The organism is Myxosarcina sp. GI1 (assembly GCF_000756305.1).
Lineage (GTDB): Bacteria > Cyanobacteriota > Cyanobacteriia > Cyanobacteriales > Xenococcaceae > Myxosarcina.
This window is the reverse complement of sequence record NZ_JRFE01000062.1, coordinates 16,961-28,573: the sequence shown is the minus strand read 5'-3', so window position 1 is coordinate 28,573 and position 11,613 is coordinate 16,961. Positions and strand designations below refer to the sequence as shown.

General features: G+C 42.9%; 13 protein-coding genes. 8 read left to right on the top strand and 5 right to left on the bottom strand.

Features of this window, described 5'->3' with window-relative positions; all coding sequences use genetic code 11:
• The first annotated feature begins 36 nt into the window (after positions 1-36).
• From KV40_RS31115 to KV40_RS31105, 3 genes are all read left to right on the top strand, one after another.
• On the top strand, positions 37-528 hold the full coding sequence (locus KV40_RS31115; protein WP_036489572.1) for a hypothetical protein: 492 nt from the start codon (positions 37-39) through the stop codon (positions 526-528).
• 159 nt (positions 529-687) lie between these two features.
• Positions 688-1,227 carry a hypothetical protein gene (locus tag KV40_RS31110; protein ID WP_036489570.1) on the top strand — a complete coding sequence of 180 codons (540 nt, stop codon included), beginning with the start codon at positions 688-690 and terminating at the stop codon, positions 1,225-1,227.
• Between the two features lie 90 nt (positions 1,228-1,317).
• Entirely contained in the window at positions 1,318-5,589 is a 4,272-nt protein-coding gene (locus KV40_RS31105; protein WP_036489568.1) for a hypothetical protein, read from the top strand.
• Here the strand turns inward: KV40_RS31105 and KV40_RS31100 are convergent.
• The 3 genes from KV40_RS31100 to KV40_RS35490 all read right to left on the bottom strand — a co-directional run bounded on the left by KV40_RS31100 (position 5,572) and on the right by KV40_RS35490 (position 7,013).
• The gene (locus KV40_RS31100) at positions 5,572-6,120 is read right to left on the bottom strand and encodes a hypothetical protein (RefSeq protein WP_156114275.1); all 549 of its coding nucleotides are present in this window, start codon (positions 6,118-6,120) and stop codon (positions 5,572-5,574) included. The genes KV40_RS31105 and KV40_RS31100 overlap by 18 nt on opposite strands.
• 53 nt (positions 6,121-6,173) lie before the next feature.
• Positions 6,174-6,404: a Rho termination factor N-terminal domain-containing protein gene (locus KV40_RS31095; protein ID WP_036489564.1), complete on the bottom strand. Its 231-nt coding sequence runs from the start codon at positions 6,402-6,404 to the stop codon at positions 6,174-6,176.
• A gap of 426 nt (positions 6,405-6,830) precedes the next feature.
• Positions 6,831-7,013 (bottom strand): hypothetical protein, encoded by a 183-nt coding sequence (locus KV40_RS35490; protein ID WP_156114274.1) that lies wholly within the window; start codon positions 7,011-7,013, stop codon positions 6,831-6,833.
• Positions 7,014-7,108: 95 nt separating this feature from the next.
• On the opposite strand from KV40_RS35490, the gene KV40_RS31090 reads away from it, so the two are divergent.
• Positions 7,109-7,543, top strand: coding sequence for a hypothetical protein (locus KV40_RS31090; RefSeq protein WP_036489561.1), 435 nt, complete (start codon positions 7,109-7,111; stop codon positions 7,541-7,543).
• Positions 7,544-7,588: 45 nt separating this feature from the next.
• Here the strand turns inward: KV40_RS31090 and KV40_RS31085 are convergent, their stop codons facing one another.
• Positions 7,589-7,951: a hypothetical protein gene (locus tag KV40_RS31085; protein WP_036489559.1), complete on the bottom strand. Its 363-nt coding sequence runs from the start codon at positions 7,949-7,951 to the stop codon at positions 7,589-7,591.
• Positions 7,952-8,087: 136 nt separating this feature from the next.
• Between KV40_RS31085 and KV40_RS31080 the strand changes: the two genes are divergently transcribed.
• The 3 genes from KV40_RS31080 to KV40_RS31070 all read left to right on the top strand — a co-directional run bounded on the left by KV40_RS31080 (position 8,088) and on the right by KV40_RS31070 (position 10,047).
• Positions 8,088-8,288 carry a hypothetical protein gene (locus KV40_RS31080; protein WP_036489557.1) on the top strand — a complete coding sequence of 67 codons (201 nt, stop codon included), beginning with the start codon at positions 8,088-8,090 and terminating at the stop codon, positions 8,286-8,288.
• A 183-nt stretch (positions 8,289-8,471) separates the two neighbouring features.
• Positions 8,472-9,119 (top strand): ParA family protein, encoded by a 648-nt coding sequence (locus KV40_RS31075; protein ID WP_036489556.1) that lies wholly within the window; start codon positions 8,472-8,474, stop codon positions 9,117-9,119.
• Entirely contained in the window at positions 9,103-10,047 is a 945-nt protein-coding gene (locus tag KV40_RS31070) for a ParB/RepB/Spo0J family partition protein (RefSeq protein ID WP_036489555.1), read from the top strand. Before KV40_RS31075 ends, KV40_RS31070 begins: the two co-directional genes overlap by 17 nt.
• A gap of 177 nt (positions 10,048-10,224) precedes the next feature.
• Here KV40_RS31070 and KV40_RS31065 read toward each other — a convergent pair whose 3' ends face one another.
• Positions 10,225-10,917: a hypothetical protein gene (locus KV40_RS31065; protein ID WP_036489553.1), complete on the bottom strand. Its 693-nt coding sequence runs from the start codon at positions 10,915-10,917 to the stop codon at positions 10,225-10,227.
• 390 nt (positions 10,918-11,307) lie between these two features.
• On the opposite strand from KV40_RS31065, the gene KV40_RS31060 reads away from it, so the two are divergent.
• Entirely contained in the window at positions 11,308-11,592 is a 285-nt protein-coding gene (locus tag KV40_RS31060; protein ID WP_036489552.1) for an XRE family transcriptional regulator, read from the top strand.
• Positions 11,593-11,613 lie beyond the last annotated feature (21 nt).

Below are 11,613 nucleotides of genomic sequence, written 5' to 3'. Positions count from 1 at the left end.
CTTTCGTCGGTATAGCGACAAACAAACTGAACAATCATGAAAAAAAAATCCAAGGTAGCCGACACGATCTCTCGCACTGCCAAGAGCATGGAATTGATTTTTGATGACTCCTTAAAAGCTGAAGAAATTGCCGCCGAGTTAAAAACGGGGTTACAACAAATTAAACAAAGCAATCTACAAGATGTAGAGACGATGCTTTATAGTCAGGCTCAAATTCTTTCGGCTTTAGGAGAGCAGCTTGCCACCAAAGGGTATTTTTTAATAATAGATCCGCGCATAACGCAGCGTGTTCCTAATTTGCCCGTCAACCTAATTAATCTGGGGCTGCGATCGCTAGAACAATCTCGCAAAACGCTAAAGGTTCTAGCCGATATCAAACACCCCAAGCGTACTACTTTTGTCAAAAATCAATTAAATCAACTAGCTTTAGGAGAATCAAAAAATGCCCCGCTGGACGGAAGAATCGCGCCAGGAACAGAGACAGAGGTGTTTGCGCCAGAAGCCCTGGAGATACAGCACGGGGCCTAGTACGCCACAGGGTAAAGAAGTATCGTCGCTTAATGCCCTAAAACACGGATTTAGATCGCGAGAATTTGTTGAAACTCGAAAGCGATCGCGGCAAGAACTCAAACAGTTAAACCAAGCTTTAACCGCGCTGGAAAACATTAATATAAACGAATTATTATCATGCCCACCATTAAACAACTAGAAACTAAAATTGCCGACCATCGAGCTAAGATCGCTCTTCTTGAAGAGCGTCTTACCCAAGTTACAAATGATGTGCCACCAGTGCCACCTCTCGACCTCGAACCCGAAAAGCGGATCGCGGCTCTAAAAGCCTACCATACCAAAGAAGCAGACCGCGAAATCGATCTGAAATCGACGCAGCAGGTATTAGAGGAAATGCGATCGCAGCTATCGGTCTGCAATGAAGATCTGGGTCGCGAACGAGCCAAAAGAGCGATCGCGCCAATTCGCCAGCAAGCAGAAACAGTAAACCAGAAGCGAGAAGAATTGATGGAGGCGATCGAAAAACTGAGGAAAATGGGTAAAGATGCCAATTCCGATTACAAGCGATCGTTTAACAGGCTGTTGCTGAACGATCTCTGGGGTCACGAGCAGTACTTGCCTTATGCTGCCGCCCTCGAATCAGCGGTTTATCTTACCGAAATAAAGGAAAAGCGTTATTACCCAAACCAAGAAGCTACAAATAAGCGATCTCTATAAAAGGTCAGTTATTTGTAGAAAGTGTCCTCAATTGAAGTCACTAACTGGTTAAAACAAACTACAAGTGCTAACTTAAACTGATTACCCAAAATGCCCGCACGAAGAATCACGCTAGAAATCAACTTAGAAGGTGGCTCCCGTACCGCAGGAGAAGTAAGAGCGATCGCCGATCGCTTCGAGCGGCTTCAAGAACAGATGAGGCAGGTGGAAGAGGTTGCTTCAGCTCTCAATGCCAATATCGATGATGTGGACACCTTGATCAACGCATTAGGTATTTCAGCAGAACAGGCACGAGAGGCGATCGCTGGACTGCGGCAGGAACAGCAGGGATTGAGAGAAGTTGGTTCTACTCTTCGTGAACTCGATCTTACGGAAACTCAGAATAATGTGTTGGCTTCAATTCTAGGTAATCCCGATGATATTGGGCGGTACATTCAGGCTTTAAACGGTCTTAGCGAGTCTTTAGATGATGTATTTGAGGTTGCCAGACTTACTGGCTCTAACGTCGCTGAAGCCGAGGAGTATATCGAACAGTTGGGGCTTACCGCTCAGGAAACTGCTGCGGCATTAAGGAGGGTTAGAGCGGGTGAAACGGTAGGAGCCGATCGCGATACCCAAAGACGGAATTTACAACAGGGCGGATTGGATGTTGAAGATCGCCAGCTAGATTTGCTGCTCGATCGCGGCAACCGAGGTTTAGAGCAAGCCAATCGCGGGGCGGCAGATTTATTTCGGAATCTGTCGGGCTTGGCGTTTGGCTTCAATCAACTACTTTTTGCCGTACAGACTTTTGCCACAGCAGGGGGTGATGCTTTCAACGATCTTATTCTCGCCAACGAACGCCTGCGGGCAGATGTGCTTAATACGCAAAGCACTCTGAGTGCGACTTTGAATGTCTATCGTGGCGAAGAGTTAATCGAAGATCCAACTGAAGCAATTTTGGCTTTAGAAGGTCCAGTCCGTGAAGCGATCGAGCGGGTACGAAAAGATACGCTCGATCTTGTAGGTGTCACCAGTTCAGAGGTATTAGAAATTTTTGGGATACTGAATACCGCAGCAACCGAAATTACCAACCAATCAGCAGAGTTTCCTAACAACATTGATGCGGCGGTAAAGCTTACTAAATCGTTCACATCAGCGTTGGGGGTCGCCCAAATTCCAATCGCGGCCGCTAAGCAGGAAATTATAAGTATACTTTCAGCCCAGAAGGACAACAACAGTATACTCGCGACTCGCCTGGGACTGAGCAATGAACAGCTTCGAGCGTGGAAGGCTCAAGGGGTTTTAGTCGATGAGTTGCAGAAAAAGCTCACCCCCTTCGTAATTGCGAATCAGATGAATGCCCGTAGTATTGAGGGAATCACGAGTAATCTAAGGGATATTTACGAGATCGTGGCCAGAGAGAGCGCGGAGGAACTCTATAGCGGAATCGTAGACCAGCTACAGAGATTATACGACTTCGTTCAAAACAACCAAGAGGCGATCGCCAACAATGTAGACGAGGCGGTTGAATTTTTAAGGCAGCTCCTAACCACAATTTTAGAAGGGCTTGAAGGCATAATTCAAAAGCTCACGCCGACGATCGCGACCTTGGGAGAAACCCTAAAAATGGCAGCCGCCGAGGGAGGTGAGATTTTACTTAGAGTAGTCGAAGATTTATTTCAAATAACCAACGAGTTTCTAGTTCTGCTTCAGCCCCTGTTAAACCTATTAAATCAAACGTTACAGGTTCTCAACGATACGGGGTTGACTGAAATTGTGGTGCAGGTAGGAGCTTTATCGGCAGCTTTGGCGTTGCTGGGTCCGCTATTGAATAAAGGGGTTTTAGTTCCTCTAGCAAATCTATCGACAACGATAACCGCTAAGTTTATACCTGCGCTGACGACAGGAACCCTGAGCTTAGGTACCATGAAAGCCTCTTTAGTTGCTTTCGCTGCTACTGCCAAAGCTTCCTTAACTACCTTTGCCGCAACCTTAGCCCCCGTACTACCAGCAATTGCGGCACTTGGAGTCGGTATTGCGGGAGTTCAGTCGATTAAGCTAAAGCTTGGCAATGATGCGATCGATGCTTATGCTAAGAGTGTCAAAACCGCAGGTGACGAAAGTTTCAACTACGCAGTAAAACTCAAAGAGTTAAACGATCTAGAGGCTGAAAATGGCAAGTTAACCGAAGAACAGCGCAAGCAGAAGGAAAATCTGGTCGATATTAGCCAACAGCTAATCGAGCAAAATGAAAAACAAATTGCCGAACTCAAGCAGGCAGCAACTCAAAACAAATCTCAAGCTAATTCTTATAACGCTCTCATCCAGCAGCTTGAAATCAGCAATAATGCTCTAGCAAAACAAGCTGGGTTGTTAGATGAAAATTCCGATGCCGTTACCACTCAAGGCAAGGCTTTAAAAAATTTAGGACCTGCATACGACCAGATCCGCCGTCGCATCGAGAGCAATTTAGATGTGGTGCGTCGGGGCAGGGGGGAAACAGAGGAAGTTTCCAATCAGGCAAAACAGGCAGTATCCGACATCCAGCAATTAGTAGAAGCAGGAGCCATCTCGATCGCCGACGCTCTAGTCCAACTAAGAGAGATAAACGATGCCTTTCTCAACGACGAAGCCAGACTAGCTGCCCAAAAAGCCATATTTTCGGCATTGGAAGCCCAGATCGAACGCACCAACCAGGTTCTCAAACAGGCAGAAACCGAAAGGCTAATCGATCTTCAGAAGTTACTCAACCAACAGTTAATCACCGAAGGTGAATATAATAAACGGCGATCGCAACTGACTACCGAAAGAATTAAGCAGGAGTTGACGGCGGAAAAAGAACGGTTAAATCAAATCGAATTGCTATATGACCTTACTGAAGAAGAGAAGCAGGAAGAACGTAGAAAAGCGATTGCCCGCACCACCGAACTACAGTTAGAGTTATTACAGCAGGAGCGAGCCGAGAGGGAGGCGATCGTCGCTCTGGTACGGGATCAGCAGGAACGGCAATTAGGGGCGGTAAGAAGGGAGACTAATCTCAGGGTTTCGGCTCAAAGAGAAGAAAAAGAGGCGATCGCCGAAACTAACCGCGAACTGGAGCGGCAAATAACGGCACAAGAAGTCATTATTCGCAACTTAGAAACTCAAACTAGATTGATAAATTCTTACGCCGAGGTGGAAGCTGCCAGACGCAATCTGGTGGAGGTGGAAAACGACGTGGAAACCCAGAGGATAACTCGGATTTTGGAGTTGAGAAAACTAATTAATTCTGGGGAATTAAAGACCCGCGAGGAGCGCAAAGAGGCATTGTTAGAGCTTCAGCGTTTGGATGGACTCAATCGCCGTGCCACAATCGATTACCAACGGCGACTAGAGCAACTAGAAGAAGAAAGATTTAAACGTCGTATCGAGGCGCAGCAGGCAGAACAAGAACTGGCGAGAAAATTGCTAGCGATCGAGATTCAACGGAATCAGACAGCGGCGGAACGGAGTTATCTGGAGGCACGTATGGAACTCGGTCGCGCTCGTCAGGCTGAAGTTGATGCGCGCTCGACGGCACAGCAAGCATACCAACCTATTCGTGAGGCTGAAGCGGCATTGGAAGTTGCTAGGGCAGCAGGGGATAAGGAGGCGATCGCTAATGCCGAGGCTGATTTAAAACTAGCTCAACAGGATTATCAGATTGCAGTTGACAATATAAAATTAAGTCTTGAAGCTATTTCCTTAGCTAGAGAAAGTGTAACTGAATCTAAAAGACAATTAGATTTACAGGAGCAGTTCGCTGATAATCAAAAAGAAGTGTTAAATCTTCAGCAACAAGCCTCAGATGTTCAGTTAGAACAAGAGGCGCGGGCTAAAGGCATGGCTGACGAACTAGAACGCAGCGTTAAAGCTGCCCTCAGACTTTCTTCTGCTCTCAAATCCGTACCGATCGCCGCTCAATTAGCAGGCGGTACGGGTATAGTCGAGCTTCAACAAAGATTTAAGGGCGGAGAGATGCTAGCGGGGCAACCTTACTTGGTTGGAGAGGATCGTCAGGGTAATTTTATTCCAGGTGTCTCCGAGATTGTTGTACCTAATATTAATTCTTATGCCATAGCGGCTGATAAAGCGAGAGAAATATTTGAGGCTGGTCAACAACAGCGTATAACTAATAACTCTTACATTTCCGCACCCATACTTAACAGCAATAGACAGTTATTAGATGCTATTAATGGCTTGAGACAGGACATTAAGAACTCAAAACCTGGTACGGTAAATAAGATTGAAGGGATTCAATTTGTTAACAATTTGACCAGAGCAGATAACAAAGCCGAGGCGATGCGCTTTGCTAGAGATCTGGCAGACACTTTAGAGCAAACATTAAGGGAGAACTTCTGATCTGACTTCATCAAAATTAAATTTTATGGCAATGTTGTCATTCCAGCGATCGGGAAGTTCATTTTCAAAGAAAAAATGCTCGAAATCGTATTTTTCACCCGATCTTATCGTTCGATAGATATTAACATATCCATAGGTAACTGTGCGATCGCCATCTTTAACTAGATATTTAAGAGTAGCTACAAAATAATCTTGGTTTGCCTGGTTAATTATAGATCCATAAGCATAAAATTTACTATCATTAAAGTTGTGCGGGCTATATTTATTGTAAAAATCTCGCGTTATTTTTTGATTTTCAATAGATAACCCAGGATATGGACTTGTTTTTTGCGGGTTTTGTTGAGTTTTTTTTAAACGGTTGTTTCTAGACAAGTCAATACATTGCCCATCACGTATAGTATACATTTCATAAGGACAGGCAATTGCTTTTAGCGGCAAACTAACAAAAGAAATAAAAATTAAATTAATAGATAATATATATTTAAGCATTAAAAATATAAAGCTAAATTCTATCGCCAACTTAGCAATCAAAAGAATACATTGGCGCGATCGCGATCGCCTGTCTAGACTAACTGTCTCGGTAGCTAACAAAGCTTGGTTATCAATACGTTTTGCAGATCGTATTTTTTCAGCCTGTTTACCCCTTGGATGCCGTATTCTTGAGCTAATGCGAGCAACTCTTTTTTAGTGGCAAATGGAATTGAATTGATGCGACGGTGGCGATCGCAAACTGCTTTTATTTCTTTAACTATTGGGCAGTAAAAAAAGAATACGGGCAGTAAATATAAAATGATAGTGAATATAGTGTTTTCCATAGTCTGTAGCGGTAATCAAGTTAAATATTGTTATTAGAAAATAGTTGAATTAATTCCCAATCGAGGCGATCCAGTCCGCACCAGAGGCGATAAAAATTGTCAGCCGCGAGCGATCCTCAATAAAGGAGTTGAGTATAGTTGCGATATATGCTCGATAGATGCGCGAACTGTTGAAAAGGCGATTAACATAATTTCTCTTAATGCAGCGATGATGTTGTAGAGATTGCGCTGGGTCTATCGCCGACGCTTTAAAGGCAAGCTTTATCGGCTATATATACAATATAATTTTTGTCGTTTTAACTTTCAGGTATTTTGTAGAAACTTTATCGAGCTTTACGCTTTCTTCGTCTATACTTCCGTTGATGGATGCGATCGCCCGTTTGTTGGTCGGGATATTTCTTAGGTCTAGGCGAAGTCTACTGCCTTTTAAATGCTGGCTCGTTTCCCTTCAAATTCTGTATACTCTCTCGAAGACGCGATCGCCAATCTTATCTGTCTTTTGGGCGATCGCTGATTTTGTCTACCCAAGTACAAAAAGATTGAGCGGCAATGTCGTACTACACTTACATACAACTCGATCGATCGCTGTGTTGCTATCAAAATAAACATTTAAATCGCGATCGAGTTCTGAGTATCTATCTTGAGACAGATAAATGGAGTAATTAGCAGTATTACATTTATTTAAAACAGTCGTTTTAGTTTTAATGAATCAGTCTGACGAAAACGCAAGTAATACTCCTCGCAAGTTAGTCGAGCAATTAAAAACCAAATGGGTAAAGAACCCCACCTGGATTTTAGAAAATACTGAGGGGTACGAGTCTTACTATCACGAACTTTTAGAATATAGATTGAGAATTGAAGCACAAGCCGATGCTTTGTTGCTAAAAGAGCAGATAGAAACAGCCAAAACTTTAGATTTGACGCTCGAAGACGCTGTCGTTTACATAGAGGAGTCCGAAAAGTACCACAGCAATAAGGGCAAGGCGAAGCAAATGCTGGCAAATTTACTTGATTCCAGCCGCAACGTAAAGTCAGTCTATGAGATAGAAGAATTTGTAGACGTGTTATTCGCAGCAATAGATTCACGTACAAGATGCTTAAAGATGTCCGATGCTGATATTGATGAAATGGAAGTTTGACGTGGTTCTGGGGCGATTATGCACAAGATAGGCGATCGACTAAAATTAGCGGCTGCTCTGTTTTTGATTGGCGATCGCGCTGGCTATTCTCGCCTCAACATCTTCGTTAAATTGCTTTAGACGCCTGCTTAACTGCTCTTGAGTTACGAAGTTGTCTTGGTCTATATCGAGAGCAGACGCATTTGCAGTACCATGAAAAATCAATTTCCCCTGGCGATCGCAAGCTTCAACATATTTGGTTATGGCTTGAGCAAAGCTAACCCCTGCCCTATCACAGTGTTTTCGTAAAGACTCTTTAATTTTTGGCTCGACACTTAGATTTAACTGAACCCTGTCGGGGCTTGGCATAATGCTAACTCTAGGACTAGGACTAAATATAGTATAGCTATGGGGTTGTGAAAATGTCATAAAGCTTGACTGAATAATGCTTATAGGACTATATATAGTCCTATACTATACATATAGACATGGTTAGGGCGGCTACCTACCGACCAAAGCAGAAGCCGCCCAACGAGTCTCTTTTACACTCACCGAAATTATAACAATGAACACCAAAACACCCGAACTCAAAGCGATCGGCTCTGCCGCTTCGCTTCGCGAAATCGCCGCTACAACCAACTGTGGTAGTTGTCCTTACGCTATACCCACCAAGATCTCTCAAGTTTTTTACGAATGCTCGCTATTTGGGGGATTAGTCAAAGCAGAACATCCTCCCTGTGGTGCAATACAGCACAGTCAGAATTAATTACTAAAGCAGGGGCAACCCTGCTCGCTTCACTATCACTATCAAAGCGCGGTTTTCACCTAAGCAAGCAATAGCAGCGATCGCTTGATTTAGCGATCGCTGATAAACATAAATAATTTTTACTAATTGGACGAAAACTTAAGTTCGGTCTAAATTACTTTTAGAGAAAACATAATTATCCAGATGAGCAAAATTATCGCCATTGCCAATCAAAAAGGCGGAACGGGTAAAACTACTACCAGCGTTCATCTTGCTTACTGGCTATCGCAACAGAATAGGGTTTTAGTCGTCGATGCTGACGCTCAACAAAGCGGCACTACTTGGCTTGAATACTTACATTTGCCTTGTGAAATTATTAACGATCCTGATGAGCTATTTGACCGACTTCCCCAGCTAAAAGAACAATATGATTTTGTAGTGGTTGACGGTCCCGCGAGCCTTAGCGAAACTACTCGCGTTATTCTTACTCGTGCCGATCTAACTTTAGTTCCTTGCAAACCAGCAGGGTTAGATATGCACAGTAGCAATCGCGTAATTAGATTGATTCGACAGGCTAGGGATTTGCGAGGAGGACTGCCGCACGCAGCTTTGTTTCTCAATCAAGCCAAAAGAGGAACGGTTTTACTGCGTGAAGCTAGAGCAGCTTTAGCTGATAGTGAAATCACCTTACTCGATGCAGTTATTTATGACCGACAAGCTATTACAGATGCCCCCAGCCAAGGTCAAGTTGTGTGGCAAATGAGCAGTGCTGCTGCCAAACAAGCAGCAACGGAATTTACTCAACTTTTTGAAGAAGCTTGGGAGAAATTAAGTGATGACAGAGCCGAATAAAAATACAAAAAGAGAGTCTTCCGTAGGTCAAAAGCGCGACGATGAAGGGTTGAAAAAGTTTTTTGCCAACCAAAAAGAGGAGCGATCGCAGATGGTTTCTCTAACTACGATTAAACTACCCGACTATCAACCCCGACAGTATTTTGATGAAATAAAATTAAAGGAGTTGGCGCGAACAATTGAAAAACACGGAATTATAGAACCCTTATTGGTACGTAACCTGCCTAAAGCCAATCAATATGAATTGGTAGCAGGAGGAAGACGCTATCGTGCGGCTCAAATAGCAAGAGTAAACGAAGTTCCAGTAATTATCAAAAAATTAAGCGACGAAGAGGCTTTAGAAATTGCTATCGTAGAGAACCTACAGCGGGAAGATTTAAATCCGATCGAGGAAACCGAAAGTATTTTACAACTATTGTCAAAACGCCTCAACATCTCGCTTACCGAAGTTTCTCCTTTACTCCATCAATTTCAAAAATTACAAAAAGGCAGGATAGCCAATAACGTTATTGGCTCAGAAAAAGTCGAAGCCATTCAGGTTGTGTTCGATTCGTTAGGCTTGATGAAACTAGATTCCTTTATTAGCAATCGTCTCCCTTTACTCAATCTGCCCGCAGATATACTAGAAGCTTTACGCGAAGGAAAAATTGAATACACCAAAGCTAAGGCGATCGCTCGCATTGAAGATGAAAAAACTAGAGCGCAGCTTTTGCAGGAGGCGATCGATAACTCTTTATCGCTAACAAAAATTCGTGATCGAATCAAAAAATCTCAACCAAGTAAGCAACAGTCAGAATTAAAAACTCGCTTTGATGCTACTTATAAAAAGGTCAAACAAGCCCAAACTCTTTGGAACGATACTAAGAAGCAGCGGCAGCTAGAGGCACTGTTAACCAAGCTGGAAAAATTAATTGACGAAGAAGATTGATTTTTTTGTTATCGCGATCGCCAGCAGTTACCTCATTCACCTTCCAAGGTTTATGATTGACAAATTTATCTCGATACTCCAACCATAAATTAGAACTAACCAAAACCAAAGCGATCGCAACAATTAGTTCTGAAAGTTTCAGCTTTAATAAGAATACTTTTATTTGTAACTAATAAATTACTCACTTTCGCTTTTGCTTTCACTTACATAGTCTTGCCAAAAACTACGCTTTTGTTTGTTTTGAAGAGTTTCATATTCTTCTTCAAAAAAGCCCATATTAGTTGCAGCACTCTCAAGTCGCCAAGTTGACATTGATTCTGGATTATCGGGGTCGAGGAAGGTAATAAAACCTTTTATAGTTAGATCCATAGAAAAAGATAAATGATCCAAAGCGGGTCTAGCACAATCGCTCCAGTTTTCGGCTTCTAGATCGCGTTTTATTGCCTGTAATTCCTTAATCATGGGTGGCAGATTCATTCTTGACGTACTGTAAGATAGTTCTAAAACGTCCTGCCACTTTCGCTGATATTTTTCTAATACTTCGTAGGCAATTCGATCGTCTTCATTAGTGCAATATATTTTGGTATTAGACCAGGCGATTCGACCGCCAAAAAGGATCGAGACAATTACAAACAATCCTCCTATTGCGATCGCTTGCTTTTTTGATAGCGATGATAGTTTTGAAGATAACTTTGCAGAGAGGTTGGCAACTACATCGTTAGTTTTGGGTACTTTTTTAGATTTTGGAGTAGAAGCAGAAGTTTTTTTAGTTCGATCGCTCCAGCCACAGGCTGAACAAACTTGACGACCGCTAGATTTAAATGGTGGGGGTAATTTTGTCTCGCACCTAGGACAATTTTCTATACTCATACACCCCAATCTACAGATATTATGACTTCGGGAGTTATCGGTTGCTTGGACATAAGGTCACAAAGTTATTAGCGAGCGATCTCAAGCCATTAGCTATATATACATTTAGTAGTCAATATTTTTATACTGGCTACCAAAAACTAATAACCTAAAACTCATACATACCCTGCCAAAATAACCGCACCAAGTAACAATTGCTGTGATTTAATCCCAATCGTTCGCGAACTATTGTCCAAAGAAGGCAGCATTGGCGCGATCGCAATTATTAAATTCGCAACAAGAAAAAGTCGGAGCGGTTGTAACGCCGTTAATGTACCATATAAGATACTCTAACTAGGGAGCCAAAAGAAATTGAGTTGGCTGTCAAGCGACAGAAGGAACACCAAAAATATGTCCAATAATCCTCACACTGGCTCAAGGATTGATGATTTCTTACAAGAAGAAGGGCTTGATGAAGAATGTACGGCAATAGCCATAAAGCGGGTAATAGCCCGTCAGCTAACTGAAGAAATGGAACGGCAACACCTGAGCAAAACCGAGATGGCAAAGCTGATGCAGACAAGCAGAGCGCAGTTAGATCGGCTTCTCGACCCCAAAAAGACGGGAGTAAGCATTGAAACTATTACTAGAGCCGCTTCGGTGGTAGGTCGCCAACTGCGAATCGAATTAGTTTGACGGAATATATTTCGGAGTTAC

Coding starts and splice junctions, on each gene's coding strand:
- KV40_RS31085 (WP_036489559.1), bottom strand. CDS start 7,951: ATGACATTTTCACAACCCCATAGCTATACTATATTTAGTCCTAGTCCT.
- KV40_RS31115 (WP_036489572.1), top strand. CDS start 37: ATGAAAAAAAAATCCAAGGTAGCCGACACGATCTCTCGCACTGCCAAG.
- KV40_RS31095 (WP_036489564.1), bottom strand. CDS start 6,404: ATGGAAAACACTATATTCACTATCATTTTATATTTACTGCCCGTATTC.
- KV40_RS35490 (WP_156114274.1), bottom strand. CDS start 7,013: ATGTTTATTTTGATAGCAACACAGCGATCGATCGAGTTGTATGTAAGT.
- KV40_RS31105 (WP_036489568.1), top strand. CDS start 1,318: ATGCCCGCACGAAGAATCACGCTAGAAATCAACTTAGAAGGTGGCTCC.
- KV40_RS31070 (WP_036489555.1), top strand. CDS start 9,103: ATGACAGAGCCGAATAAAAATACAAAAAGAGAGTCTTCCGTAGGTCAA.
- KV40_RS31090 (WP_036489561.1), top strand. CDS start 7,109: ATGAATCAGTCTGACGAAAACGCAAGTAATACTCCTCGCAAGTTAGTC.
- KV40_RS31075 (WP_036489556.1), top strand. CDS start 8,472: ATGAGCAAAATTATCGCCATTGCCAATCAAAAAGGCGGAACGGGTAAA.
- KV40_RS31065 (WP_036489553.1), bottom strand. CDS start 10,917: ATGAGTATAGAAAATTGTCCTAGGTGCGAGACAAAATTACCCCCACCA.
- KV40_RS31060 (WP_036489552.1), top strand. CDS start 11,308: ATGTCCAATAATCCTCACACTGGCTCAAGGATTGATGATTTCTTACAA.
- KV40_RS31110 (WP_036489570.1), top strand. CDS start 688: ATGCCCACCATTAAACAACTAGAAACTAAAATTGCCGACCATCGAGCT.
- KV40_RS31080 (WP_036489557.1), top strand. CDS start 8,088: ATGAACACCAAAACACCCGAACTCAAAGCGATCGGCTCTGCCGCTTCG.